Source organism: Leifsonia tongyongensis, from assembly GCF_010686705.1.
In the GTDB taxonomy this organism is placed as follows: domain Bacteria; phylum Actinomycetota; class Actinomycetes; order Actinomycetales; family Microbacteriaceae; genus Diaminobutyricibacter; species Diaminobutyricibacter tongyongensis.
Map to the genome: position 1 here is coordinate 276,468 of NZ_JAAGWY010000005.1, position 25,017 is coordinate 301,484.

24 protein-coding genes are annotated in these 25,017 nt (G+C 67.6%); 12 read left to right on the forward strand and 12 right to left on the reverse strand.

Features of this window, described 5'->3' with window-relative positions; genetic code table 11:
* Positions 1 to 25: 25 nt before the first annotated feature.
* Positions 26 to 1,219 carry an ROK family transcriptional regulator gene (locus tag G3T36_RS18740; protein WP_163291378.1) on the reverse strand — a complete coding sequence of 398 codons (1,194 nt, stop codon included), beginning with the start codon at positions 1,217 to 1,219 and terminating at the stop codon, positions 26 to 28.
* A 139-nt stretch (positions 1,220 to 1,358) separates the two neighbouring features.
* Here G3T36_RS18740 and G3T36_RS18745 point away from each other — a divergent pair, with 139 nt between their 5' ends.
* From G3T36_RS18745 to G3T36_RS18765, 5 genes are all read left to right on the forward strand, one after another.
* Positions 1,359 to 2,102 carry a sugar phosphate isomerase/epimerase family protein gene (locus G3T36_RS18745; RefSeq protein WP_338031641.1) on the forward strand — a complete coding sequence of 248 codons (744 nt, stop codon included), beginning with the start codon at positions 1,359 to 1,361 and terminating at the stop codon, positions 2,100 to 2,102.
* Positions 2,099 to 3,223: a Gfo/Idh/MocA family protein gene (locus G3T36_RS18750; protein WP_163291380.1), complete on the forward strand. Its 1,125-nt coding sequence runs from the start codon at positions 2,099 to 2,101 to the stop codon at positions 3,221 to 3,223. The genes G3T36_RS18745 and G3T36_RS18750 overlap by 4 nt, the downstream gene beginning before the upstream one ends.
* Positions 3,224 to 3,228: 5 nt before the next feature.
* On the forward strand, positions 3,229 to 4,308 hold the full coding sequence (locus tag G3T36_RS18755; RefSeq protein ID WP_163291381.1) for a Gfo/Idh/MocA family protein: 1,080 nt from the start codon (positions 3,229 to 3,231) through the stop codon (positions 4,306 to 4,308).
* A gap of 11 nt (positions 4,309 to 4,319) precedes the next feature.
* On the forward strand, positions 4,320 to 5,357 hold the full coding sequence (locus tag G3T36_RS18760) for a sugar phosphate isomerase/epimerase family protein (RefSeq protein ID WP_163291382.1): 1,038 nt from the start codon (positions 4,320 to 4,322) through the stop codon (positions 5,355 to 5,357).
* A gap of 98 nt (positions 5,358 to 5,455) precedes the next feature.
* Positions 5,456 to 6,043, forward strand: coding sequence for a pentapeptide repeat-containing protein (locus G3T36_RS18765; RefSeq protein WP_163291383.1), 588 nt, complete (start codon positions 5,456 to 5,458; stop codon positions 6,041 to 6,043).
* Positions 6,044 to 6,183: 140 nt separating this feature from the next.
* On the opposite strand, the gene G3T36_RS18770 is transcribed toward G3T36_RS18765, so the two are convergent.
* Both G3T36_RS18770 and G3T36_RS18775 read right to left on the reverse strand, forming a co-directional pair.
* Positions 6,184 to 6,855: an ATP-binding cassette domain-containing protein gene (locus G3T36_RS18770; protein WP_163291454.1), complete on the reverse strand. Its 672-nt coding sequence runs from the start codon at positions 6,853 to 6,855 to the stop codon at positions 6,184 to 6,186.
* Between the two features lie 32 nt (positions 6,856 to 6,887).
* On the reverse strand, positions 6,888 to 8,456 hold the full coding sequence (locus tag G3T36_RS18775; protein WP_163291384.1) for an ABC transporter permease: 1,569 nt from the start codon (positions 8,454 to 8,456) through the stop codon (positions 6,888 to 6,890).
* A gap of 207 nt (positions 8,457 to 8,663) precedes the next feature.
* On the opposite strand from G3T36_RS18775, the gene G3T36_RS18780 reads away from it, so the two are divergent.
* Together G3T36_RS18780 and G3T36_RS18785 are read left to right on the forward strand one after the other, a co-directional pair.
* Entirely contained in the window at positions 8,664 to 9,425 is a 762-nt protein-coding gene (locus tag G3T36_RS18780) for a response regulator (RefSeq protein WP_163291385.1), read from the forward strand.
* Positions 9,422 to 11,068 (forward strand): sensor histidine kinase, encoded by a 1,647-nt coding sequence (locus G3T36_RS18785; RefSeq protein WP_338031642.1) that lies wholly within the window; start codon positions 9,422 to 9,424, stop codon positions 11,066 to 11,068. Before G3T36_RS18780 ends, G3T36_RS18785 begins: the two co-directional genes overlap by 4 nt.
* Positions 11,069 to 11,082: 14 nt before the next feature.
* On the opposite strand, the gene G3T36_RS18790 is transcribed toward G3T36_RS18785, so the two are convergent.
* The 3 genes from G3T36_RS18790 to G3T36_RS18800 form a co-directional block, all read right to left on the reverse strand.
* Positions 11,083 to 12,873 (reverse strand): class I mannose-6-phosphate isomerase, encoded by a 1,791-nt coding sequence (locus G3T36_RS18790; protein ID WP_338031643.1) that lies wholly within the window; start codon positions 12,871 to 12,873, stop codon positions 11,083 to 11,085.
* Complete coding sequence (locus G3T36_RS18795; RefSeq protein WP_163291386.1) at positions 12,870 to 13,829, reverse strand: ROK family protein; 960 nt, start codon at positions 13,827 to 13,829, stop codon at positions 12,870 to 12,872. The genes G3T36_RS18790 and G3T36_RS18795 overlap by 4 nt, the downstream gene beginning before the upstream one ends.
* Before the next feature lie 100 nt (positions 13,830 to 13,929).
* Positions 13,930 to 14,970, reverse strand: a complete 1,041-nt coding sequence (locus G3T36_RS18800; protein WP_163291387.1) for a LacI family DNA-binding transcriptional regulator — start codon at positions 14,968 to 14,970, stop codon at positions 13,930 to 13,932.
* Between the two features lie 376 nt (positions 14,971 to 15,346).
* On the opposite strand from G3T36_RS18800, the gene rplJ reads away from it, so the two are divergent.
* From rplJ to G3T36_RS18815, 3 genes are all read left to right on the forward strand, one after another.
* On the forward strand, positions 15,347 to 15,862 hold the full coding sequence (rplJ, locus tag G3T36_RS18805; RefSeq protein WP_163291388.1) for a 50S ribosomal protein L10: 516 nt from the start codon (positions 15,347 to 15,349) through the stop codon (positions 15,860 to 15,862).
* A 61-nt stretch (positions 15,863 to 15,923) separates the two neighbouring features.
* Entirely contained in the window at positions 15,924 to 16,310 is a 387-nt protein-coding gene (rplL, locus tag G3T36_RS18810) for a 50S ribosomal protein L7/L12 (protein ID WP_163291389.1), read from the forward strand.
* A gap of 252 nt (positions 16,311 to 16,562) precedes the next feature.
* Positions 16,563 to 16,712, forward strand: coding sequence for a hypothetical protein (locus G3T36_RS18815; RefSeq protein ID WP_163291390.1), 150 nt, complete (start codon positions 16,563 to 16,565; stop codon positions 16,710 to 16,712).
* Between the two features lie 123 nt (positions 16,713 to 16,835).
* Here G3T36_RS18815 and G3T36_RS18820 read toward each other — a convergent pair whose 3' ends face one another.
* Together G3T36_RS18820 and G3T36_RS18825 are read right to left on the reverse strand one after the other, a co-directional pair.
* Positions 16,836 to 17,663, reverse strand: coding sequence for a hypothetical protein (locus G3T36_RS18820; protein ID WP_163291391.1), 828 nt, complete (start codon positions 17,661 to 17,663; stop codon positions 16,836 to 16,838).
* 21 nt (positions 17,664 to 17,684) lie between these two features.
* The gene (locus tag G3T36_RS18825) at positions 17,685 to 19,634 is read right to left on the reverse strand and encodes a S8 family serine peptidase (protein ID WP_163291392.1); all 1,950 of its coding nucleotides are present in this window, start codon (positions 19,632 to 19,634) and stop codon (positions 17,685 to 17,687) included.
* A gap of 275 nt (positions 19,635 to 19,909) precedes the next feature.
* On the opposite strand from G3T36_RS18825, the gene G3T36_RS18830 reads away from it, so the two are divergent.
* Together G3T36_RS18830 and G3T36_RS18835 are read left to right on the forward strand one after the other, a co-directional pair.
* Positions 19,910 to 20,377, forward strand: coding sequence for a MarR family winged helix-turn-helix transcriptional regulator (locus tag G3T36_RS18830; RefSeq protein WP_163291393.1), 468 nt, complete (start codon positions 19,910 to 19,912; stop codon positions 20,375 to 20,377).
* Positions 20,378 to 20,381: 4 nt separating this feature from the next.
* A complete protein-coding gene (locus G3T36_RS18835; protein WP_163291394.1) occupies positions 20,382 to 21,620 on the forward strand; it encodes an MFS transporter in 1,239 nt (412 codons plus the stop codon).
* An 86-nt stretch (positions 21,621 to 21,706) separates the two neighbouring features.
* Here G3T36_RS18835 and G3T36_RS18840 read toward each other — a convergent pair whose 3' ends face one another.
* Genes G3T36_RS18840 through G3T36_RS18855 form a run of 4 tightly spaced genes read right to left on the reverse strand, consistent with a single transcriptional unit; the run spans position 21,707 to position 24,931 of the window.
* Positions 21,707 to 22,720: a substrate-binding domain-containing protein gene (locus tag G3T36_RS18840; RefSeq protein ID WP_163291395.1), complete on the reverse strand. Its 1,014-nt coding sequence runs from the start codon at positions 22,718 to 22,720 to the stop codon at positions 21,707 to 21,709.
* Positions 22,721 to 22,739: 19 nt separating this feature from the next.
* Entirely contained in the window at positions 22,740 to 22,973 is a 234-nt protein-coding gene (locus G3T36_RS18845) for a hypothetical protein (RefSeq protein WP_163291396.1), read from the reverse strand.
* Between the two features lie 3 nt (positions 22,974 to 22,976).
* Entirely contained in the window at positions 22,977 to 23,897 is a 921-nt protein-coding gene (locus G3T36_RS18850) for a carbohydrate ABC transporter permease (RefSeq protein ID WP_163291397.1), read from the reverse strand.
* Positions 23,894 to 24,931 (reverse strand): carbohydrate ABC transporter permease, encoded by a 1,038-nt coding sequence (locus G3T36_RS18855; protein WP_163291398.1) that lies wholly within the window; start codon positions 24,929 to 24,931, stop codon positions 23,894 to 23,896. The genes G3T36_RS18850 and G3T36_RS18855 overlap by 4 nt, the downstream gene beginning before the upstream one ends.
* Positions 24,932 to 25,017 lie beyond the last annotated feature (86 nt).

The window sequence follows — 25,017 nt, forward strand, 5'->3', positions numbered from 1 at the left end:
TGTGCGTGTGCCCGGCTGGTGACGGCTAACGCCGGACGGGCGTGGAATGGGCGGTCTCGGGGTCCAGCACATGCTGGATGACCATGATTGCTGCCCCGAGCACGCCGCCGGTCTCTCCCGCCTTCGACTGGGTGATGGTCACATGCTGGGTGGCGAGTGGCGTCGACCGCTGGTAGACGACTTCGCGGACGCCGGCGAGAAGCTGTTCGCCGACGCGTGAGATGCTGCCGCCGATGACGACGACGGACGGGTTGAGGAGGTTGACGCAGGTGGCGACGACCTCGCCGAGGTCGCGCCCCGCCTGACGGATGGCCTGGAGCGCATCCGGGTTGCCGGAGCGTGCGAGTGCCACGACGTCCTCGCTCGTGGTCGCGGGGATGCCGGCTGCCGAGAGTGAGCGGGCGATGGCAGGGCCGCTGGCGAGTGCCTCGAGGTCCGCATCCTTCGCACTGTGACTCGCGGTCTCGTTCGTGAACGGCACGCGCACGTGCCCGAGGTCGCCCGCCGACCCCTGGGCGCCGCGCTGGAGGCGCCCGCCGTTGATGATGCCGGCGCCGATGCCGGTGGCGACCTTCACGAAGAGCAGGTCGGACTGGTCGCGCCACGCGGTCGCCTGCTCGCCGAGCGCGAGAAGGTTGACGTCGTTGTCGACGAGGACGGGCACCTCGGCGAAGGAGGCAGCGACGTAGGCGGGAATGTCGAAGCGGTCCCAGCCGGGCATGATCGGGGGGTTGATGGGCATCCCGGTCGAGTGCTCGACCGGTCCGGGAACGCCGATACCGACACCGACGAGGTCGGCGAGCGGCCGGCCGGTCTCGGCGACCAGCCGCTTCGCTGTGTCGAGGGCCCAGTCGAGGATCGGCTCCGGACCGTCGGCGATGGCGAGGCGGCGGGACTCGCTGTCGAGAATCGTGCCGGCGAGGTCGGCGATGGCGACCACCCCGTGGGTCGCGCCGAGATCGATGGCGACGATCATGCGCGACTCGGGTTTGAACGCGATGCGCGCGGGAGGGCGGCCGCCGGTGGAGACAGCGTCGCCGGCCGGACTGATCAGGCCGGATGCGGTCAGCGAGTCGATGCGGGTCGAGACCGTCGAGCGGGCGAGGCCCGTCAGCTCCGCGAGCTGTGCGCGCGTCCGCGGCACGCCGTCGCGCAGGATCGCGAGCAGCGACGCGGCCTCGGGCGCCACGAGGGGCCGTTCCCGCACGATGTCGCTCATGCAGTCATTGAACCACATTGTCCAGCCGGGCACAGTAAAGACGGCGATCGACGATGGACTTTTGATTGACAAGCGGCAGAAGTCTGATTGAATGGGACACGCGCAGCGCGCAATCCAGCAACACTCGACGAGGAGAATCGTGACGCAGTCCAAACTTTCCGTTCAGCTCTACACCGTGCGGGAACTTCTACAGGAAGACACGGCCGGAACGCTCAAGCGGCTGGCCGAACTCGGCTTCACCCAGGTCGAGCCGTTCGCTTTCGTCTCCTTCGGCGACGCCCTCGCGCGCGGACTCGCCGATGCGGGCCTCTCAGCTCCCACCACGCACCAGAGCTTCATCGGCACCGACGCTGCGCCCGTGTTCGAAGCGGCCAAGGCGCTCGGCATCGAGACGGTCATCGACCCGTACGTCACGCCCGACCGCTGGACGCAGAAGGCCGACATCGACGAAACAGCCGCCCAGCTGAACGCGGCGGCCGAGGTGGCCGCCGGCTACGGAGTGCGCGTCGGATACCACAACCACGCCCACGAGATCGAGAACACGGTCGACGGCGTCACCGCCCTCGAATACTTCGCGAGCCAGCTCGACGACCGGGTCGTGCTCGAGGTCGACACCTACTGGGTCGCGGTCGGCGGCCAGGACCCGGTGGCGCTGCTGAAGCGCCTCGGCGACCGCGTCGTGGCACTCCACATCAAAGACGGCCCCGGTACCACCGAGACCAAGGACCAGGTCGCCGTCGGCCAGGGTTCGCTGCCGATCGCCGACATCATCGCGGCCGCACCGGATGCCCTCCGGGTCATCGAACTCGACGACTCGCGCGGCGACCGCTTCCAGGCCATCGCCGACAGCTACGCCTTCCTCACCTCGGACGTTTTCGCGTGAGCGCGGCAGGCACCCGCACCGGAAGGGTCGGCGTCGGCCTCATCGGCGCCGGTGTGATCAGCACGCAGTACCTCGAGAACCTGACGGCGTTCCCCGACCTCGACGTGCGCTTCATCGCGGACATCGACGAGGAGCGGGCGAGCAGCCAGGCGGCCGCGTTCGGCGTGCCGGGCTCGGGTTCCGTCGCCGAGCTGCTCGCCGACGACGCCATCGAGATCGTCGTGAACCTGACGATCCCCAAGGTGCACGTCGAGGTGGCGCTCCAGGCGCTCGCCGCGGGCAAGCACGTCTGGAGCGAGAAGCCGTTCTCCCTCGACCGCGAGAGCGGACGCGAGCTGCTCGACGCGGCCCACGCTGCAGGGCTCCGTGTCGCCACGGCGCCCGACACGTTCCTCGGAGCGGGGATCCAGTCGGCCCGCCGTCTCGTCGAGAGCGGCGCCATCGGTGCACCGCTGACCGCGCTCACGCTCATGCAGAGCCCCGGGCCCGAGTCGTGGCACCCGAACCCGGACTTCCTGTTCCAGGAAGGCGCTGGCCCGCTGTTCGACATCGGCCCGTACTACATCACCACGCTGGTGCAGCTGTTCGGCCCCGTCGCCAAGGTGAGTGCGGTCGTCTCCAAGGCGCGCGAGACCCGCATCATCGGGTCCGGGCCGCGCGCCGGCGAAGAATTCACCGTGACGGTGCCGACGCATGTCAGTGCCCTCTATGAGTTCGAGAACGGCCAGACCGCGCAGTGCGTCTTCAGCTTCGACTCGAAGCTCTCCCGCACGCAGTTCGAGGTCGCCGGCGCCGAAGGCACCCTGGTCGTGCCCGACCCCAACGGCTTCGACGGGGAGCTCGTCATCCACCGCAGCCGCGATGAAGTCGAGACCATCCCGGCGCACGGTTCGACGACTTCGCGCGGTACCGGTGTGCTCGAGCTCGCGCGTGCCATCCGGGCCGGTCGCCCTGAGCGCGCATCCGGTGAGCAGGCGTACCACGTGCTCGACGTCATGGTCTCGACGATCGAGGCCGGCACCTCCGGCACCCCGGTCGTCATCGAGAGCACCGTGACGGTCGCGCCGAGCCTCCCCGAGGACTGGGACCCGCGAGCGGCGACGCTCGCACCCGGAGCCTGACGCGCATGGGAGCCGACCAGCTCGGCGTCGCCGTCGTCGGCGGCGGATTCATGGCGACCGTGCACTCGCGGGCCGCGCGGGCGGCACGGGCACGGCTCGTCGGGATCGCGTCGTCGACGGCGGAGAAGTCAGCGAAGGCAGCGGATGAACTCGGCTTCGACAGCGGGTACGCATCCTTCGACGCGCTGCTGGCCGACGACTCCGTCGACGTCGTGCATGTGACCACGCCGAACGCGCTGCACGCCGACCAGGCCGTCGCGGCGCTCGCCGCCGGAAAACAGGTCGTCTGCGAGAAGCCGCTGGCAACGACGGTCGCGGATGCCGAGCGGATGCTCGAGGCAGCGGGCACGAGCGTCGCGACGGTGCCGTTCGTCTACCGCTTCCACCCGATGGTGCGCGAGGCGCGAGCGCGGTTCGGCGACGGATCCGCGGGCCGGGTGCTGAGCATCCACGGCTCCTACCTCCAGGACTGGCTGCTCGGTGCCGACGACGACAACTGGCGCGTCGACTCGACGCAGGGCGGCCGGTCGCGCGCATTCGCCGACATCGGATCGCACCTCGTCGACCTCGTCGAATTCGTCAGCGGCGACCGCGTCGCACGCGTCGCCGCCACGAAGAAGACGGTGTTCGCCGAGCGCGCTGCCCATCGCGACATCGCCACGGAGGACGCCGTCGCGGTGGTGCTCCAGACGGAGTCGGGCGCTATCGGAACACTGCTCGTCTCGCAGGTGGCTCCCGGCCGCAAGAACAGGCTGCACCTCGAGATCGCGGGAAGCGCCGAGAGCGTCGCGTTCGACCAGGAGCATCCGGAGACGCTCTGGGTCGGGCGCCGGTCGGGCAGCCTGCTCATCCCGCGCGACGCCGACCAGCTGCACGACGACGCGGCGCGCCTGTGCGTCGTGCCCTCCGGGCATCCGCAGGGATACCAGGACGCGTTCAACGCGTTCGTCGCCGACACCTATGCCGCCATCGGCGGCACCACACCCGACGGACTGCCGCAGTTCGCAGACGGACTACGCGCAGTGCGCGTGACGGATGCGGTGCTCGACGCAGCCGAGTCGGGCTCCTGGATCGAGATCGAGTAAGGACCACGCACATGACCACCGAAGCATCCACCGAACTGAAGTCGACCCATCCGGTCACGCTGTTCACCGGCCAGTGGGCCGACCTGTCGCTCGAAGAAGTCGCGAAACATGCCAGCGAATGGGGCTATGACGGCCTCGAGATCGCGTGCTCCGGCGAACACCTCGACGTGTGGCGTGCCGCAGAGGACGACGACTACCTCCAGGGCCGACTCGACATCCTCGACCGGTACGGCCTCAAGGTCTGGGCGATCTCGAACCACCTCAAAGGCCAGGCCGTCTGCGACGACCCGATCGACTTCCGGCACCAGGCCATCGTCGGCTCGAAGGTGTGGGGCGACGGCGACCCGGAGGGCGTGCGGCAGCGTGCGGCGGAAGAGCTCAAACTGACCGCGAAAGTCGCCCGGCGCCTCGGCGTCGACACCGTCGTCGGCTTCACGGGCTCGAAGATCTGGCCGTACGTCGCGCAGTTCCCGCCGGTGCCCGCCGACGTGATCGACGCCGGCTACCAGGACTTCGCCGACCGCTGGAACCCCATCCTCGACGTGTTCGACGGCGAAGGGGTGCGGTTCGCGCACGAGGTTCACCCGTCGGAGATCGCGTACGACTACTGGTCGAGCGTGCGGTCGCTCGAGGCGATCGACCATCGTCAAGCGTTCGGGTTCAACTGGGACCCGAGCCACATGATGTGGCAGGACATCGATCCGGTCGGGTTCATCGTCGACTTCAAGGACCGCATCTACCACGTCGACTGCAAGGACACACGGCTACGTCCGAAGAACGGCCGGGCCGGCGTGCTCGGCTCGCACCTGCCGTGGGGCGACCCGCGGCGCGGCTGGGACTTCGTCTCGACGGGGCACGGCGACGTTCCCTGGGAGGACTCGTTCCGTGCGCTGACGTCGATCGGCTACACGGGACCCATCTCGATCGAGTGGGAGGACGCGGGCATGGACCGCCTGCACGGCGCCGAAGAGGCCGTCGGGTACATCCGCTCGCTCCTCTGGAAGCTGCCCACCGCATCCTTCGACGCCGCCTTCTCCAACCAGGACTGAGTCGAGGCACTGCCGAGAGTCACCGTTGCCGCCGAGTGTCGCCGTCCAGCCGGGCGGACTCGGCGGCAGCGGTGACTCTCGCTGCCTAGGATGGGCGGATGGCCGATACGACGATCAGGGGTGAGGACTGGTACGGGCGCGACCTCGAGAAGGTCGAGTACACGCGGGTCGCCTGGGTCGACGTCGACATGACCGAAATCTCCAGCACGTCCGCGGTGTTCACCGAGTGCAGCTTCACCAATGTGCGGTTCAACGTGTCGAAGCACACCGAGAGCGCCTTCATCAACTGCACGTTCAGCCGCTGCAACTTCTTCGACGCGTCATTCACCCGGTGCAAGCTCACCGGAAGCGTGTTCGACGGGTGCTCGTTCGACCTGGTGGACGTCGCCGCCGGCGACTGGTCGTTCGTCGGGCTGGCCGGCGCGAAGCTGAGCGGGACGACGTTCCACGGTGTGAAGCTGCGCGAAGCCGACCTGAACCGTGCGCGCTGCGATGGCGCGACATTCAGCGGATGCGACCTGTCGGGGGCATGGATGGAAAGGGCCGACTTCACCGGCGCCGACCTGCGCGGCAGCGACCTCAGCTCGCTCGACCCGCTCACGGCGCAACTGAAGGGCGCGGTCGTGGACGCCCGCCAGGCCGCCGTCCTCGTCGGCTCGCTCGGCCTCACCGTGCTGCCCGAGTAGCGCCCCGGCTGCCTGAGTAGTTCGCCGAGAGTCACCCTTCATGCTCAGAGTCGCCGTTCCGCCGAGTCATCTCGGCGGGAACGGCGACTCTCGACGGCACGCTCGACCGGAACGGTCACACTCGCCGGCAGGTCGCGCCGCTAGGCGACCTCCTTCACCTGGCCGTGCTTGATGTGCAGGCGGCGCTGCGCCCGCTTCGCGATCGCCGAATCGTGGGTGACGACGATCAGCGTGAGGCCGCGGTCGCGCCAGAGCCCCTCGAGAAGGTCCATGATCTCGTCACGGGTCTCCTCGTCGAGGTTGCCCGTGGGTTCGTCGGCGAGCAGCACATCCGGGTCCTTCACCAGGGCCCGCGCGATCGCGACCCGCTGCTGCTGGCCGCCGGACAGTTCGGACGGCAGGTGGCTGCCGCGATCGCCGAGCCCGACCGAGACGAGTGCCTCGGCCGCACGCCGCTTGCGCTCCGCTCCGCTGATCTTCAGCGGAGCCAGCGCGGTCTCGACGTTCTCCTGCGCCGTCAGCGTCGGGATCAGGTTGAAGCCCTGGAACACGAAGCCGATGTCGGTCGCTCGGATCTTGGTCAGCTTGCCGTCGCCCAGCTTCGACAGGCTCGACTTCTCCAGTTCGACCGAACCCGAGGTGGGCCGGTCGAGCGCGCCGAGCATCTGCAGCAGGGTCGACTTGCCGCCGCCGGTCGGGCCCTGGATGACCACCATCTGGCCATCCGGGATCTCGAGGGTCACATTGTTGAGTGCGGTGACGTTGCGGCGGGACTGGGTGTACGTCTTGGTGACGTTGGTGAGGGTGTACACGGATGCTCCTGACAGGCGTTCGACGAAGGTGATCAGTTGACCGAGCGGAGTGCTGCGGCGGGGCGCAGGCGCGAGGCCCGCCATCCGCCGAACGCTCCCGCGAGGAGGCCGCCGAGAACGGCGAGGCCGACGGCGATGACGATGATCCAGACGGTCACCGGAGCGTGCAGAGCGATGTCGGTGGTGGATGCGGCCGCCTGGCGTGCGGCCGCACCGAAGCCGCCTCCGCCGAAGCCGCCGCCCCCGAAGCCACCCGTCCCCGCGCCGGTGCCTGCGCCGCCGGTTCCGGTCGCTGCACGTCCGACTCGACCGGCGGCGTTGGCGAAGCCGTTACCAACGCCGCCGGTGAGGGTCGGCGCCATCGCGTTGACGATGGCGATTCCGACGAGGCCGATCGCGATGCCGACCACGCCCCCGATGAGACCCTGGACGACCGATTCGCCGGCGACCTGGCCGACCACTCGGCGGTTGCTCCAGCCGATCGCCTTCAGGGTTCCGAACTCACGGGTGCGCCGGGTCACGCCTGAGATCGTGAAGAGGATAGCGATCAGGAATGCGGCGGCCAGCACGATGATCGACAGCCAGGTGCCGAGGTTGGAGACGAGCTGACCGGCCGTGCCGAGGGAACCGGAGACACTGGATGCGAGATCGGCCTGAGTGCTGACCGTCGCCGTGGGAAGCGCCTTGGTCAGGTCGGCCTTGATCTGGTCGATGTCGCTCGCCGACGCCGCCTTCACGTATACCGCGCTGATCTTGCCGGTCTCGGCGGAGAGCTTCTGGGCGACATCGAGGGGGATGTACGCGTTCGATGCGGTCGTGGAGTCGGCGCCGGTCGCCGAGACGATGCCGATGACGGTGAAGGTGGTGCCGCCGATCGTGACCGTGTCGCCGCTGACTTTCGAAGCCGTCTTAGCGTAGGTGGAGTCGAGCACGACCACGTCCTTGCCGACGTCGGCCTTGGTGAAGGTTCGGCCGCTGGTGAGCGTGACCGACGACAGCGGCCCGACGGCGTCGCCCGCCGGATCGAGACCCAACACCGAGAAAGAGTCGACGGTGAACGAGCTGCCCCCCGCGCCATCCGCCCCGCCCGTCGGCGCCGGCGTCGAGCCGGCCCCGCCCGCCTGGGCCTGCTGCCGCTGTTCGCGCAGCTGCTGGAAGTTGGGAAGGGTGCCGTCGAACGTCGTGTTCGTCAGCGAGAGCACGCCGGCCGCGCCGGCGACGTTCTGCACGCCCCGTGTGGTGGTGATGGCGGTCGCGTCCATCGTGGTCGCGCCGCGCGACGACGCGAGACGCGAGGTGTGGACCGTGCGGCCGGTATTGCCGCTGTTCGCCGTTCCCGCTCCCGCCCCGAAGTCGAAGCGGGGGCCGCCCCCGCCGCCCTGCGTCGTCGTCGCCCCCTGGGCGGTCGCGGGCTGGGTGACCGTGATGTCGGTGCCGACGCCGTAGACCGACTGCAGGACGGTCGCCTGCGCGTCCTTCACGCCGGCCGAGACCGCATTGACGATGATCACGAGCGCGATCGCGAGCGCCATGCCGACAGCGATGATGATCGTCTGTCTGCGGCGGTTGACGAGTTCGCGCCGGAGGTAGGTGCCGAACATTCTTCTCCTCGACGGCAGGCGCGTCCAGATGCCACCCATGGCGGTCCACGGCCTGATGATGCGACGTTAGGACCGCGTCTTTTGGGGTCTCTATGGCAGACCTGTGGTTCCGCTGTGGGCTGGATGCGCAATCTGAGACTTCTCGCTCACAGGTTTCGCAAAGCTTTCCCAAAGGCCAGTTCGAGGCGTCTCACGATAATGGGAGATGTGACGATCAACTCCCGCGCCAACACGAGCGCCCCCAGCCAGCAGCGAACCGTCCTGCGTCGTGCCGACGGCAGTTCCATCCGCGTGCTCGTCGTCGACGACGAGTCCACGCTGACCGACCTGCTCTCGATGGCCCTTCATTACGAGGACTGGGAGGTCAGGACGGCGGCGACCGGCCAGCAGGCGCTCACGATCGCGCGTGAGTTCCGTCCCGATGTGGTCGTGCTCGACATCATGCTGCCCGACATCGACGGGCTGCAGGTGCTGTCCCGGATGCGCGCAGATGGCACCGAGGCTCCTGTGCTCTTCCTCACGGCGAAGGATTCGCTCGACGACCGGATCGCCGGACTCACGGCCGGCGGCGACGACTATGTCACCAAGCCGTTCAGCCTCGAGGAGCTCGTCGCGCGGCTGCGCGGCCTGCTGCGGCGTTCCCGCAGCGCCGTCGCCGACACGAACGACCCGGTGCTGGTGGTCGGCGACCTCGTGCTCGACGAGGACAGCTACGAGGTGCACCGCGACGGTTCGCCCATCTCGCTCACCGCGACCGAGTTCGAGCTGCTGCGTTTCCTCATGCGCAACCCGCGCCGCGTCCTCAGCAAGACGCAGATCCTCGACCGGGTCTGGAGCTACGATTTCGGCGGGTCCTCGAGTGTCGTCGAGTTGTACATCTCTTACCTTCGCAAGAAGATCGACTCCGGCCGCACGCCGATGATCCACACCGTCCGCGGCGCCGGCTACATGGTCAAGGCTGCGACGTGACGCAGACCGCTCCGACGGCAGGCGGCGCCGGCACCCCGGGCACGCGACGCCGGTGGGAGTGGCTGCCGCGCATCCGCCCGTTCCGTTCCTGGACCCTGCGCAGCAGGGTGGTGCTGGTCGTCGTTGCCATGCTCGCCGTGCTCGGCACCGTCATCGGAGCGATCAGCGTGTTCGCCCTGCAGACCTATCTGCTCAACCGGCTCGACACCCAGCTCACGAGTGCGGTCGACCGCGGCCAGCACGCGGCCGACCTGGTCTACGGTCCGTCGCCCAGCGGCCCCGAGGTGACGCGTATCGTGAACACGCCCGGTCAGCCGGTCGGAACGTTCGGCGTCGTGCGCAGCGGCGACATGCTCATCTATCCGGTCATCCTCGCCAAGCGACCCTCGGCGGCGGCTCCGAACGAGCCGGTCTCGCCCCAGAACGTACCCGTGCCGACGGCTGACCTGCTGTCCCTTCCGGCTGACGGCAAACCGCGCACGGTCAACCTCGGGCCGGCCTTGGGCGACTACCGGGTGGCGGCGGCCGAGCTCATCAACGGCGACAGTGTCATCATCGGGTTGCCCCTCTCCGAAGTGAATGCGACCGTGACCCAGCTCACGTTCGTCATCGTGCTGGTCACGCTCGCGGGCCTCATCTTCGCGTTCCTGATCGCGAGCTTCGTCGTCCGCCTGGCGATGCGTCCGCTGGCGCGCGTCGCCGGCACGGCCCAGGAGGTCGCCGAGCTGCCGCTCGACCACGGGGAGGTCGCCCTCTCGGTCCGCGTGCCCGAGAAGGACACCGATCCGCACACCGAGGTGGGCACGGTGGGCGCCGCGCTGAACCGGATGCTCGGACACATCGGTTCGGCGCTGACGGCCCGGCAGGCGAGTGAGAAGAAGGTGAGACAGTTCGTGGCGGATGCGAGCCACGAGCTGCGTACGCCCCTCGCGTCCATCCGGGGTTACGCCGAGCTCACGCGCCGCAGCCCGCACGACCTCCCTGAGGACGTCACCCATTCGATCGGTCGGATCGAATCGGAGGCGACGCGGATGACCTCCCTCGTGGAGGACCTGCTGCTCCTTGCCCGCCTCGACGAGGGCCGCGACCTGGAGCACGACCCTGTCGACCTGTCGATCCTCCTCGTCGACGCCATCAGCGACGCGCATGCCGCGGGCCCGGACCATCGCTGGACGCTCGACCTCCCGGATACACCGGTCGAGGTCACGGGCGACGAGGCCCGTCTGCACCAGGTGATCATGAACCTCCTGGCGAACGCGCGGGTCCACACGCCGGCGGGAACCCACGTGACGGTGAGCCTGGCGGTGGACGAGGGCGCGGATCGCGCGCGGGTGTCGGTGACGGATGACGGCCCCGGCATCCCGGCGGAATTCCAGTCGACGCTGTTCGAGCGCTTCACCCGCGCCGACAGCTCTCGCGCCCGCACGACCGGCAGCACCGGTCTCGGCCTCGCGATCGTCCAGGCGGTCGTCGAAGCCCACGGCGGTGAGGTCGACGTGTCGAGCGTGCCCGGAGAGACGACGTTCACCGTGTCGCTGCCGCTCGAGCACCGGGGTGCCGCTGACGCGGACGTTGTCGTGGCCGATGAGGTCGCGGCCGCGGATGACGCCGCATCCGTGTCGGTGTCGCCCCCGCTCCACTGACTGCGGCCGGCGCGTCAGTCGTCGACGTCGCGGGTGCCGCGCACATATGCCTTCACGGTGGCGAACTGCTCGCTCTTCGACTGGGCCGTGCGGCGGATGATGTACGGCCCGACCGCGGCCGGCACGATGAAGGTCTCTGCGTAGTGGATGCGATAAGGGGCGAAAGCGCCGGTCGGGCTCGCGATCTCCACTTCGTCGCCCTCTACGAGGTTGAGCACGTTGACGGTGCCTTCGGAGTCGTGGTGGACCTCGTCGGTGAACCAGTGGCGGCGGACCTCGATGAACTCGAGTTCGTGGAGGCCTGTGCGCTCCTCGCGCACGCCCTCGCGCTCTGAGATCACTTCGACGTGCCCGAGCAGGTTGCTCTCGACCCAGGTGGTGTCGCGGTCCCATTGGATGTTCCGGATGCCGTGGTCGAGGTGGATCGGCCGGGGGATCCCGTCGATGCCGACCCGCCCCCAGTCCCACAGCTTGAAGGTGAAGATGAACGGCGTCGCCGATATCTCGAGGACCATCGAGTTCGCCCCGGACGCGTGAACGGTTCCGGCCGGGATGGAGAAGTGGTCATGCTTGCGGGCCGGGATGCGGTTGACGTACTTCTCCGCGTCGAACGGATGTGCGCCATCCGTCGCCGCCTGCAGCGCCGCTACCACCTCGTCCGGGTCGATTCCGGTCTTCAGCCCGAGGTAGACGACCGCGTCGTCGTCGGCGTCGAGCAGGTAGTAGCTCTCGTCCTGGGTGTAGTGCATGCCGAACGTGGTCTGGATGTAGTCGGTGAGCGGGTGCACCTGCAGGGAGAGGTTGCCGCCGCCCATCGTGTCGAGGAAGTCGAACCGGATGGGGAACTCGGCCCCGAATCGCGCGAACGTCTTCGCGCCGAGCAGCTCGCGGGGCTGGCTGAGCACGAGGTCCATGGCCGGGATCTCCACGACGCGGCCATCGGCTTCAAGCAGCAGTGAGTTCTCTTCGGGCACGCAGTCGAAGCACCAGGCGTAGTTCGCGGCCGACCGGTCGAGGTCGAGGCGGTCCTTCATCCACTGCCCACCCCAGACGCCGGGGTCGAAGAACGGGACGACGCGCAACGGCGCGGCCGCCGCGTTCGCCAGCGCGGTTCGGAAAGCGTCCCCGGTGATCAGGCCGGCGTTGCGGATGCTCGTGTTGGTGTCGAGCAGGAAATCGATGCGGTCGAAGAGGTCGCGCTTGTGCAGGTCGGCGACCCGCCACTCGACGAAGAAGCCGCGCTTGTACTTGCGGAGGTTGTCTTCGCCGGCGTTGTCGGTGCGCCAGTTCGTCGCCCCGCGACGCTGGCGGAGCTGGATCTCCCAGCGGGCGAGGTCGGCGAGTACCAGGACATCGGGGGTGACCGGGGTGAGCGCGGCGCCCCAGCCGACGAGGATGACCGGGCGGGCGGTGTCGGCCACGGACGCTGCGAGGGCGGCGAGCCGGTCGGCGTCGTAGAACTCGTCGAGCGTGAAGTGCCCCATCACCCCGAACACCCGGTCGTCGGTCAGGTTGCGGCCGATCAGCGCGTCGATCTCCTCGATCGGCCTCGCGGCGGCCTCCTCGACATCGATGACGTCGTAACCGGGCAGGTTCGCGCGCAGTTCGGCGATGAGTGCCGGCAGATCGACGCCCGGGTAGGTGTCGATCGCGATCACCGCAGGCCGGCCGGTCGTGGCGGCACGGGCGGCCGCATCGAGTTCGCTCCACGCCTCAGCACCGGACCAGACGACACTCCCGGGGGGCAGCTCGACCGACGGCTGTTTGTCGTAGGTCGTGTGCATATGGTGATCGGCGGGTGTCACTGAGCGTCCTTTCGATGTGTTGCGGCGTGGTCGCCGGGGTTGACGGCCAGCGCGGAGAGGCCGAGCAAGACCGAATATTCGGGGGCGGATGGGGTCACGAAGGCGGGACGGTGTGACGACGACCAGAGGTGCGCGTGCACGTAGTCCGCCAGGGGTGGGAGGATCACGTCGGCGGAGCGCATCACTCCGCCGGAGACGATGACGATGTCGGGGTCGTAGGCGTGGCACAGAGTGACGATCGCGGCGCCCCAGGCGCGCAGGTACCGGTCGAAGAGGGCGCCCACTGCCGGTGCGTCCCGGGTCTCGAGGAGATCCCGGAGTCCGATGGCCCCTCGTGCGGCGCGTTCGCCGAGCGGGGATGCAGCGAGGACAGGATCGGATGCGACATCGCGCTGGAGGGCCCAGGTGCTGGCGACCGCCTCCGCGCATCCCACATTGCCGCAGTTGCAGCTGGGCCCGTCGAGCGCCACGGTCACATGTCCGCCGAGGATGGCCGCATGGTCGTGGACGCCGCGGAGGACCTGCCCGTCGATCAGTGCGGCGGTGCCGATGCCGGTGCCGAGTGTGATGAGTACAGCGTCGTGTGTTCCAGCTGCGACTCCGTAGGTCGTCTCGCCGACGAGGGCGGCGCGCGCATCGTTCTCGACGACCGCGGGCACTCCGAAGGACTGCGCCGCCCATTCGCGGAGGTCGCGGCCCTGTGCGTAGCCGTACTTGTCGTGAGCGGCGATCAGGCTCCCGTTCGCGCGGTCGACGACGCCCGGAAGGGCGATCCCGACACCGGCGATGTCGCTCCGGCCCGCGGATTCCGTCAGTTCGTCGAGCGCCTGGCGCACGTGGTCGAGGTCGGCGTCGCTGCCGGAATTGGGACGTTCTGTCGTCGCGAGGATGCGCGGACCGTCGAGGATGCCGAGCTTGACCTCGGTCCCGCCGAAATCGATGCAGAGTACCGGCATGGTTCTCCTTTCAGTCGGCGAGCGGTGCGCAACGGTTGATCCTGGTTGGTATCGTTACCATAGCGCACGCGAGAGCACTTGGCCAACAGGCGGGTACTGCTCAGGCGCGGACGACCCGCACCTGGGTCGGCATCTCGATCTCCCGGATTCGGCCGGGCTCCGCCTCGCCGAGCAGGCGGTCGAACAGCAGGCGTGCCGCCTCCCGGCCGAGCTCGCGTGCGTCGTGGTCCACCACGGTCACCGGGACCGGCATCATCTCCGCGAGTTCGAAGTCGTCGAAACTGACGATCGCGGGAAGGGCGCCGACCTCTCCGTCGGCGGAATTGAGACGGGCGCCGATCTCCTTGAGCGCACCGATCGTGTTGCGGTTGTTGGCGCTGAAGACGGCCGTCGGAGGGTCTGCCAGGTCCATCAGTTCGCGCATCGCGACCGATGCCGTCTCGACATCCTGCTGCCCGCGCCTGACCAGGTCCGGATCCACCTCGATCCCCGCCTCCTCGAGAGCCCGCAGGTATCCTTCGTACCGGCGACGGCCCGTGAAGACACTCGTGACATTGCCGAGGTAGCCGATCCGGCGATGCCCGGCATCCAGAAGGGTGCGCGTACCCCGGTACGCTCCGCCGACATCGTCGAGCACCACGGCATCCGCTGCGACTCCTGTGACGCTGCGCGACGCCAGCACGAGGGGCGTGCCGCGGAGGCTCTCCGGCTGGAGATGGGTCGCCTGGTCGCCCGTGGGCACGACGATGAGGCCCTCGACCTGGCGCCCGATAAGGTCGGCGATGAGCTGGCGTTCGCGCCCCGGGTCCTCGCCGGTGTTGCCGAGCACGATCCGGCGGCCGTACTGGGCGGCGACCTCCTCGACGCCCAGCGCGAAGTTGCCGTAATAGGGGTTGCCCAGGTTGGTGATCGCGACGCCGATAAGACCGCTCGCCTGGCCGGGACGGATGCTCCGGGCGTTCTCGTTGCGGTAGTAGCCGAGTGCGTGAACGGCCTCGAGCACGCGATCCTGTACTTCGGGGCGCACGTTCTTGCCGCCGGCCAGCGTGCGCGAGACGGTCATGGGGCTGACGCCGGCGAGCTTCGCGACCTCCTTGACCGTCGGCTGCCGCGCCGGGCTCGACTGAGCGGCTGAATCCATGGTCGCTCCTCGAGCCCGTATCGTCGCTGGTGGACGACCTCGCGGTCCGAACCGTCCGGTCGTCATTGATAACGATACCGGGATCCGTGCCCGATGACGGGATGCGCGGATTTGCATCCGGCCGGGCGCATCCCGTAGCCTGTACGGAGCCAAAGACCGCCGGTTATCGGTGTGCGCGCAATCGCACCCGATCGAAGCTCACCCAGGTGAGGGCCCGCGCAGGTGTATGAAGATGTTTTCGCAGGAGTGTTTCACACCGTCTGCGTTTCCAGCTCCGTGCCACTGCGCCGGAGCTTTTCTTATTGGGCCTTCAACTCCGGTGGACGAGGCGCACATCGCTTCCGCGGTGTGCGACGTAAACATTTAGGAGTAGGCCATGGCGAACAAGGAAGCCACGGTTGCCGAGCTCACGGAACTTTTCGAGAGCTCGACCGCCGTTCTGCTGACCGAGTACCGCGGGCTCACCGTTGCTCAGCTCAAGACGCTGCGCACGTCCATCAGTGAGCACGCAACGTACGCCGTGGTGAAGAACACGCTGACCAAGATCGCGGCCAACAACGCAGGCATCTCGTCGTTCGACGAGGAGCTCGTTGGTCCGTCCGCTATCGCTTTCGTATCCGGTGACCCTGTCGCCGTCGCGAAATCCCTGCGCGACTTCGCCAAGGCAAACCCTCTCCTCGTGGTCAAGGGCGGTTACTTCGACGGTAACCCGCTGACCGCAGCAGAGGTAGGCAAGCTCGCCGACCTCGAGTCCCGTGAGGTTCTGCTGGCCAAGCTGGCCGGCGCCTTCAAGGCCTCGCTGTTCGGAGCCGCATATCTGTTCAACGCACCGCTCTCGAAGGCCGTTCGCACGGTCGACGCGCTGCGTGAGAAGCAGGAGTCCGCGAGCTAGTCATCCGTTTCTACGGATGCCTGCACCGCGGTGAGTTACTAAGAAAACTAAGGAGAAAATCATGGCAAAGCTGTCGACTGACGAACTGCTCGACGCGTTCAAGGAGCTCACGCTCATTGAGCTCAGCGAGTTCGTGAAGAAGTTTGAAGAGACCTTCGAGGTCACCGCCGCTGCCCCGGTTGCTGTCGCAGCCGCCGGCGCCGGCGCCGCAGCCCCCGTTGAAGAGGTCGAGGAGAAGGACTCCTTCGACGTCGTCCTCGAGGCTGCCGGTGACAAGAAGATCCAGGTCATCAAGGAGGTGCGCGCACTCACCAGCCTCGGCCTGGGTGAGGCGAAGGCACTCGTTGACGGCGCTCCGAGCAACGTGCTCGAGGGCGTCAACAAGGAGACCGCAGAGAAGGCTAAGGCTCAGCTCGAAGAAGCTGGCGCCACCGTCAACCTCAAGTAGTCTGCGCCCCGGCATCGGGGCACTTTCCACTGGCTGACAGGCGCTCGTCTCGAGCCGCCTGACGCTTGCAACGCGGATTCTCCTCACCGGGTATTCCGCGTTACGAGGGCGTCGCCCCCGCAACGGGGCGGCGCCTTCGTGCGTTTAACGGACCTTTCGTCCGTGCGACGCGCGAGGTGGGCGGATGCTCGGCACCCACGCACGCACATCCCGCGTGCGCTTACCCAGCATCAGCAACCGGAAAGTACCACGATGAATACCACGACGAGGTGGCGATCCTTCGCGACCTATTGGCGGCAGGTCTTCCATGCCGCGCTGTCCCGGGGTCCCGGTGTCGCGCATGCCGCGCATCCGCCGGATCTGTACCGCAGCACGCCCCAGCATGGGCCGTTCCTGCGGTAGACCCGACCCTTCGGCGCGCCCGCGATGGCGTAGCCGAACGCACTCGTGCCCCCGACCGCTGTTGCGGGAGGGGGCACGAGTGTTTGGGCCGCGTTCGACGTCTTTCGCGGACCTCCGATTCGGTCAGGCGCGACGCTGCCTGAACTGATACGCAAGTCGGGCGAGGAGTGCGATCAGGCCGGTGCTGATCAGTCCGACGCCTACCAGCTCGAGGCCTCCGGCGGCCTGGCCTGTGTTCGCCAGCGCCTTCGTCTGAACCTGCGCGGCATTGTTCCTTGTGCTCTCATCGAGAGTGGCCTCGGCGGCCGCAATGGCACCGGAACCGGCCGAGCTTTCCGCCGCTGCATTGGTAGTGACGTTCTCCGAGCCTTCGACGGGCGCTGAACCGCTCGAATTTCCCGTTGCGTTCGCCGCCGCTTCCGAGCCTGCGCCGCTTGACGAGTTCATTGTCGCTGCCGCCTCGGGGCCGAAATCGAACTCGGGTGCAGGGGCGACGCCCGGGGTGACGAACCTCAGCATCGGTGTTCCGGCCATGCTCCCGTCGGAGCAGATGTAACTGACACCAACCGCGTAGTGAGTGCCGGGCTTGATGTCGAGGCCGATCGCCTCGGTGAACGGAAAGTCGCCCACGGGGAGCACGTAGGCGCCGAGCCCATCCAGGATGTAGTTGGTGTACTCGGGGTGATTGTCGGGAAGAGTCCACCGGAGTTTGAACCCTGTTTCGGTCAGATCGTAGACCTCGAAATTCTCGAGGGGTGCGGCACACTCCATCTCTTTGGCCTCTGAGCCCTCAGCGACGCTCACGCTCCTAGATGTGGCGAGAAGGCCGTCGACCGAGGTGTCGCTGTTCGGGTCGGCCTGTGCGGGCAGGGCGCCGGCGCTCGTCACCCCGCCGATGCCGAGCGCGATCAGGCCTGCGGTGAGCAGGACACGGCTAAAGAGTCTGGACATTCGAACTGCCTTTCGTTGTGGCTATTTGGTGGAAGCTGCGAAGAACTCGACGCCCGCGACATAGGGGGTGGACATCCTGAAGGCGCTGGCGTCGATGACGCGACCGGTCGCGTCGAGCCGGAAGCCGACGGTGTTGCCGTCCGGAACCCGGTAACCGATCAGAGGCGCGCCGTCGATGAAGCAGTCGAGGACGAAGAGCTGGTCCTTCGAACTCCAGTAGGACTGCGCGGTGAGTTCCTGGCCGACCGAAGCGAACGGGCTGACAGGCGATCCGGTGCCCCACCACGCCCAGGGACGACCCGTGCCGGGGTGTCGCAGCACGAGGTCGGGCCGTCCGTCGCTGTTCAGGTCTGCGATTCCGACAAGGCGCATGCCCGCCGTGTCCTTCGCGCTCATCAGGGTGCTGGCCTCGCCGAGCGTCGTGCCTCGCTCGGCCTTCGCCCGGATGATGATCGATCCATCTGTCGTCTGGGCCAGGATCGCAGCAATGGTGCCGGGGATATCGCGCGCATACGCGAGGGCGACCACATCGGTCGCCGCGCCTTCGGCGATCACGATCGGGCCACCAAGCTTGTTGGTCCGCGGGTCATATTGGCTGTAGAAGATGTCCCGTCCTCGAATGCCGATCAGGCCGTTGGAGCCCATCGTGCCGAAGTCGTGCACGGCGACCGTTCGGCCACGGTCTCGCCATTCGGATGAGATGAACTGCCCGCCAGTGAGATCGATCATGCCGCTCTTCGACGGATACATCACGACGGTGTTCTTGTCGGCGGCCAGGATCAGCCAATCGGCGCGCGCATCGCCGTTCCAGTCGTGAGCCGGGCGCGTTCCGCGCTCGTTGAGCGCATCGCCCAAACGGATTCGCGGCGCGACGGCGGCGGCGTTTCCCGAGCGAGTATCGGCCACCGCTACACCGGTACGGCGAAGCCGCCCCAGCAGTTGATCGACGGATGCGTCGGGATAACGAGACCGGAGGACGGCGAACGCTCCCGCGACCTGTGGCGCTGCGAATGACGTTCCCGACAGCGGTCCCGTCGTCGGGATACCGCTCGAGGTCATCCAACCACCCCAGATGGCATCAGGGTTGTCGAGCCCACCGCCCGATCCGACGGGAGCGAGAAGATCGACCCGGGCCGATGCATTCGAGTAGTCGGTGAGCGTGTTCTTGTCCGTCACCCCGCTCGCGCCTACCGCGATGACCTCGTCTGCACACGCCCACGACCCGATCGCGTTCCGGGCGCCGAGGTTGCCGGCGGCGACGACCACCGCGATGCCTGCCGCGCGTAGTCCCGCGGCTGACTCGGCAAAGCCCATGCCCTGCGCAGTCGGACACTCCGTGCCGTCCTGAACCAGTGTGTTCGCCGCCGAGATGTTGACGGCTGCAACGTGGTGCTTCTTCGCCAGCACGTTCAGCGTGTAGTCCAGTGCAGCGACAACCCCCTCATAGGCCCAGCCGACGCGGTTCCCCACTTTCAACAGGGCCAGCTGCGCTTTCTGCGCCACACCGGCGGCCGTGACAGCGACCTGGCCGTTGCTCACTGTGCGCGGCGTCCCGGCTGCGATCGATGCGGTCATCGTGCCGTGGGTCTCATGGCAGCTCTGACCGGGACCGGCGACGCACTCCCTGCTGTACTGCGACGTGCCCGGACCGATGGTGCGCACGTAGGGAACGTCGGCTGTCGACTGTGCCGACGGCCCGCAGAGGTGTCGATCCCGGGGGTCGATTCCCGGTTGCTCACGCGCGCCGAAGCACGCTTCTTCGACAACCCGGCCGGCAAGCATCGGGTGAGACGTATCGAACGCTCCATCGATGACGACGATCATCTGCCCCGCCCCGGAGTATGGCTTTCCGTCGTTGCCGGGAAATGTCCCGTCCCCGCCACCGCCGAGGTTCGTGTTCACAGAGGCAACAGCCGCCCAGGTCGCCGCGGTTGCGGTGGTAGCACCGCTCAGCACCTGGAACGCGGTCACCAGGACAGCGGCCGTTAGGCCGAGCCGCCGTCGACGCGAATGACCGCGAGCAGACGGTTCAGCGTTTGATCGGGCGGCGCGGCTGTGCATGTAGGACATTCAAGCACAAGGTACATACACATCAAAACGCTTGTAATTAATTTGCGGGCATAACAGTGGGCGCGAACGTGTTACATAGCCTGGCTCTTGAATTAGATAGTCAAGCTATATATACTTGGAGACGACACATGAACACAGCACTCACATCCCCGGTAACACAGGAGGGGGCACCCGCCATGGCCACCGACACAGAACTCCAGAGGATCCTGGGCGACCTCGTCGTCACCAGCCACCGCCTCGCCCGCCTCGCGGCCCGCGTCACCGGCAACACGGAATCGCCGGCAACCTGGCGCACGCTCAGCGTGCTCACGACCAGCGGCCCCCTGCGCCTCGGCGAACTCGCCTCGCACAGCCGGGTCTCCCAACCGACGATGACCAAGATCGTCCGCAACCTGGTCGAGACCGAATGGATCAAGCGCATCGCCGACACCGACGACGCGCGAGCCTGGCAGATCGCCATCACCCCGAAAGGCGCCGAGGCGCTCGAGAGCTGGCGCAACCAGCTCGCCAACGCCCTCCTGCCGATGTTCGCCGACCTCTCAGACGATGAGGTCGATTCACTGCGGCGCGCCGTCGAGATCATCGGCTCACGCGTCGAACTGACGGATGCCGCATCCGCCGCACTCCGAGGGAGCAGCACGTAACCGCATGGCACACGACAAACCCGCAAGCATCCTTTCGCAGCCCACCGCCGTGTGGGCGGTGGCATTCGCCTCCGTGATCGCATTCATGGGAATCGGTCTCGTCGACCCGATCCTCCCCGCCATCGCCGAGAGTCTCAGAGCCACACCCACCCAGACGGAGATGCTGTTCACGAGCTACCTCCTCATCACCGGCGTAGCGATGTTCTTCACCAGCTGGCTCTCCAGCCGGATCGGCGCGAAGCGGACGCTCCTGATCGGGCTCGCCCTGATCGTCGTCTTCGCGCTCGCGGCCGGCCTCTCCCAGAACGTGGAATCGATCATCGGGTTCCGCGCGGGCTGGGGTCTCGGCAACGCCCTGTTCATCTCCACCGCTCTCGCCACGATCGTGGGCGCGGCGTCCGGGGGAACCTCCTCGGCGATCATCCTGTACGAGGCGGCCCTCGGGCTGGGCATCGCGATCGGCCCGCTGCTCGGCGGCCTTCTCGGCAGCTGGAGCTGGCGGGGTCCGTTCTTCGGCACCGCGACACTCATGGCGATCGGTTTCATCGCGATAGCCACACTGCTGCGCAAGGATCCCGAGAAGCTCACGCCCACACCCCTGTCCGCGCCGTTCCGGGCCCTCGCGAACCCGTCTCTGGGTTTCCTGGCGGCCGCCGCCCTGTTCTACAACATCGGCTTCTTCGTGCTGCTCGCCTACACGCCCTTCGCGCTCGTGCCCCTCGGGGTCTCGAGCGCTATCAGCCTGGGCTTCATCTTCTTCGGCTGGGGGGTGTCGCTGGCGGTCACGTCCGTCTGGGTCGCGCCATTGCTCACCCGCTGGCTGCCGCGCACCCGGGTTCTCTGGATCGTGATGCCGCTTCTCGCCGTCGACCTCGCGGCGGCCGGCCTCGTCATCGGGTCGGTGTTCGGGCTGATCGTCTGCGTCATCGTGGGCGGCCTGCTGCTGGGCATCCTGAACACCGTGCTCACCGAGTGCGTGATGGAGGCGACCGACCTGCCGCGCGCCGTCGCATCCAGCGCATACTCCGGTGTGCGGTTCCTCGGTGGGGCGATCGCGCCGCCCGCCGCGACGCTGCTGGCCGCGATGTTCACCGCAGCGACGCCGTTCTACGCCGCCGCGATCTCGGTGCTCGTGGCGACCGCGCTCATCATGATCGGCCACCGCCACCTCAAGCGCGTGGACGGAGTCGAGGGGTCGCTCCTCGAAGAGGCCGAGGCCCTCACCCTCGCCGACGCCTCCTGAGCCGCCTCGCGCCCGACTCTTGACGCCGAGCACAGAGTTCTTCCCGTTTCAACGCACTCATAACGGGAACAACCCTGTGCTCGGCGTCAGTCGCGGCGCGGGGGAGCGGTGCTGGCGCGCTCGATGAGGGTGACCGGCATCTTGAGGGAGCGGGCACGCGGCTCGCCGCCGTTCAATTCGTCGAGCAGGATGCGCGCGGCGACCGCTCCCTGTTCGAACGGATCCTGCGCCATCGTGGTCAGGCCGAACGACTCCGCAAAGTCGTGGTTGTCGATGCCGATCACCGACAGGTCGTCCGGGACGCGCAGCCCGTGGTCGTAGGCGGCGAGGATCGCCCCCATCGCCATCTCGTCCGAGCCGGCGAACACCGCAGTGGGGCGCGGGCCGGGCCGGTCGAGCAGCGTGTTCATCGCCGCGCGGCTGAGCGGGAGGGAGAAGCCGCCCGGGATGATCCACTCGCGGCGCACCGGGATGCCGGCATCCCGGAGCGCATCCTGGAACCCGTGCATCCGCCCGATCGGAACCTGGCGGTTGAGACCCTCCTCGTCCTCGCCGCCGAGGTGTGCGATGTCACGGTGCCCGAGGGCGATCAGGTGCTCCGTCGCCCTCCGTGCCGTGCCGCGCTCGTCGATGCCTACACTGCGCAAGCCGCGGACGGGACCCCCGACGACGATCGTCGGATGCCCGGTGGATGCGAGCTGGTGGCGCTCGTCCGCCGTGAAATCCAGGCACATCGCGAGGAGTGCATCCGTGCGCTTCCGCAGGATCGTGCGGTGGAAGACGCGCTCGCGATCCCCGCGATGACCGCCCAGGTTGAACAGGATCATGTCGTAGCTCGCCGAGCGGAGCTCAGCGTCGACGCCTTCGAGCACAGAGGTGTAGAACCAGCGGCTCACCGACGGGACCACGACGCCCATCGCGAGGGTGCGGCCGCTCGCGAGACCCGACGCGCTCGAGGACGCGACGTAACCGAGCTCATCCGCCGCCCGGCGCACCCGCGCGCGGGTCTTGTCGGAGACGTTCGGAAGCCCGCGGAGGGCGCGCGACACCGTCGCAGTCGAAACGCCCGTCGCTCGCGCAACCTCGTCGATGCCAGCCACGTGACTCACCGATCCGTCGTCAGGAACCCTTGTGAAGCCGGTCCCCGGACTCCTGCTGGGCGGCGCGCAAACGGATGCGCGCGCGCCATAGCAGGCCGAGGATGATGACGAGAGCGAGCAGCGTCAACGCCCAGCCGAGGGCATCGGCGCCCGTGAGTTCGCTCACGATCGTAACGACGAGCATCACGAAGGCGAAGAAGCCCACGAAGCCGATTCCCACGTCCACGTAGTAGGCGGGATCACTCCTGCGCATCGGTCAGCCCTTCACGCCCCCGGCGGTCAGGCCGGCAACGATGCGACGCTGGAAGATCAGCACCAGGATGATGATCGGGATCGTCACAATGGTCCCCGCCGCCATCACCGCTGTGTACGGCTCCTGGTGCGGCTGGCTGCCGGTGAAGCTCGCGATCGCGACCGTCACCGGTTGCGTCGCGTCACTGGACAGCTGGCTGGAGATCAGGAACTCGTTCCAGGAGGAGATGAACGCGAGGATGGCCGTGGTGAACACGGCCGGGGCGGCGAGCGGAAGGATGATCTTGCGGAACGCCTGGGCCTGGGTGCACCCGTCGATCCTGGCCGACTCCTCCAGATCCCACGGCATCTCGCGGAAGAACGAGGTGAGCGTGAAGACCGTCAGGGGGAGGACGAACGAGATCTCCGGGATGATCAGGGCCTGGTATGTACCGATCCAACCGATGTTCGTGAACAGCTGGAACAGCGGCGTGATCAGCGCGACGCCGGGGAACATCGAGGCGCCCAGGATGATGCCGAGCACGATGCCCTTGCCGAGGAAGTCGAGCCGGGCGAGCGCGTACGAAGCGAAGATGCCGACCAGAAGCCCGACGATCGTCACGCAGATACCGATGAAGAGGCTGTTCAGGATCGCCTGGACGAGGTGGTTGCCGCCGCTCGTGGAGAGCGCATAGGCGTAGTTGTCCAGGGTCCAGTGCGTCGGGACAGGCGTCGTCTCGAACGTGTAGCCGACGTCGCGGAACGACGTGACCACCATCCAGTAGAACGGGATGACGCACCAGAGAACCACGACGAGCGCGCTGACGCCCGTGCGGATGCCCTGGTTGCGGCGCCGGCGGTGGAACTTCTTCTTCGCTTCGACGTCGAGCGTGTGCGAGGGGCCTTTGCCCGCGGTGGCCGTTGAGGGGCCGGCGACGGTGGTCATTGTGCCTTCACACCCTTCTGCTGGTTCTCGGTCGTTCGCACGACGTTCGCTCCGAGGAACCGGACGAAGACGAACGCGACGAGGAAGATGATGAGGAACGTGATCGTCGACAGGGCGGACGCGGCGTTGAAGCCTTGCCTGATCTGTTTGACCACGAGTATCGACAGGGTGGTCGTGGCATTACCGGTGCCACCACCTCCACCGGTGAGGATCTGCGGGAGGTCGTAGATACGGAGCGCGTCGAGCGTGCGGAACAGGATCGCTACGAGAAGCGCCGGTTTCACGAGCGGAAGCGTGACTCTCATGAATCGCTGGAAGGTCGTCGCTCCGTCCATCTTCGCGGCCTCGTAGACCTCCTCGGGGATGATCTGCAGTCCGGCGAGGATGAGCAGCGCCATGAACGGCGTCGTCTTCCACGTGTCGGCGATGATGACGGCGAATCGGGACGCCCATTCGTCGCTGGTCCAGAGGACGTGCAGACCGAGGAGGGCGTTGGCGGCGCCGGCGACCGAGAAGATGAAGAACCACAGCTTCGCGGTGACTGCGGTCGGGATCGCCCACGGGATCAGGATGGCGGCGCGGACGAGGCCGCGTCCGCGGAAGGTGCGGTTCATGATGAACGCGAACCACATTCCGAGGATGGTCTCGAGGATAACCGTCGTGACGGTGAAGAAGAAGGTCACGAAGACCGCGTTCCAGAACTGCGAGCCCAGGCTGCCTGGGGGACAGCTGACGGTGGTGCCGTTGGGGCCGGCGCACTGCTGGAGCAGCCAGTGCGTGTAGTTCTGGAAGCCGGCGAACCCGCCCTGCACGAACAGCCCGGTCGCGGGATCGAGGCCGGCGTCTTTCTGGAAGGACATGATGATCGCGCTGACGACCGGATAACCGATCACGATGGCCAGCATGACCATCGTCGGCGCGATCAGATAGATCGCCCACCGGGCCTCACGCCCACGGGCCTTCTTGGCCCCCGCCCGGAGTGTCGGCTTCTTGGTGGGTGTCTCGGGTGGTGCGGCGACTTTCGAGGTAGACATCGGCGTCTCCTTGAGGTGAGGAAGCTAGTGGTTGGGGATGTCCCGGGCGGCGGAGCGTGAGACTCCACCGCCCGGGATCGATCGGT

Coding starts and splice junctions, on each gene's coding strand:
- G3T36_RS18740 (WP_163291378.1), bottom strand. CDS start 1,219: ATGAGCGACATCGTGCGGGAACGGCCCCTCGTGGCGCCCGAGGCCGCG.
- G3T36_RS18755 (WP_163291381.1), top strand. CDS start 3,229: ATGGGAGCCGACCAGCTCGGCGTCGCCGTCGTCGGCGGCGGATTCATG.
- G3T36_RS18760 (WP_163291382.1), top strand. CDS start 4,320: ATGACCACCGAAGCATCCACCGAACTGAAGTCGACCCATCCGGTCACG.
- G3T36_RS18765 (WP_163291383.1), top strand. CDS start 5,456: ATGGCCGATACGACGATCAGGGGTGAGGACTGGTACGGGCGCGACCTC.
- G3T36_RS18775 (WP_163291384.1), bottom strand. CDS start 8,456: ATGTTCGGCACCTACCTCCGGCGCGAACTCGTCAACCGCCGCAGACAG.
- G3T36_RS18795 (WP_163291386.1), bottom strand. CDS start 13,829: ATGCCGGTACTCTGCATCGATTTCGGCGGGACCGAGGTCAAGCTCGGC.
- G3T36_RS18800 (WP_163291387.1), bottom strand. CDS start 14,970: ATGGATTCAGCCGCTCAGTCGAGCCCGGCGCGGCAGCCGACGGTCAAG.
- rplJ (WP_163291388.1), top strand. CDS start 15,347: ATGGCGAACAAGGAAGCCACGGTTGCCGAGCTCACGGAACTTTTCGAG.
- rplL (WP_163291389.1), top strand. CDS start 15,924: ATGGCAAAGCTGTCGACTGACGAACTGCTCGACGCGTTCAAGGAGCTC.
- G3T36_RS18815 (WP_163291390.1), top strand. CDS start 16,563: ATGAATACCACGACGAGGTGGCGATCCTTCGCGACCTATTGGCGGCAG.
- G3T36_RS18820 (WP_163291391.1), bottom strand. CDS start 17,663: ATGTCCAGACTCTTTAGCCGTGTCCTGCTCACCGCAGGCCTGATCGCG.
- G3T36_RS18830 (WP_163291393.1), top strand. CDS start 19,910: ATGGCCACCGACACAGAACTCCAGAGGATCCTGGGCGACCTCGTCGTC.
- G3T36_RS18835 (WP_163291394.1), top strand. CDS start 20,382: ATGGCACACGACAAACCCGCAAGCATCCTTTCGCAGCCCACCGCCGTG.
- G3T36_RS18845 (WP_163291396.1), bottom strand. CDS start 22,973: ATGCGCAGGAGTGATCCCGCCTACTACGTGGACGTGGGAATCGGCTTC.
- G3T36_RS18850 (WP_163291397.1), bottom strand. CDS start 23,897: ATGACCACCGTCGCCGGCCCCTCAACGGCCACCGCGGGCAAAGGCCCC.
- G3T36_RS18855 (WP_163291398.1), bottom strand. CDS start 24,931: ATGTCTACCTCGAAAGTCGCCGCACCACCCGAGACACCCACCAAGAAG.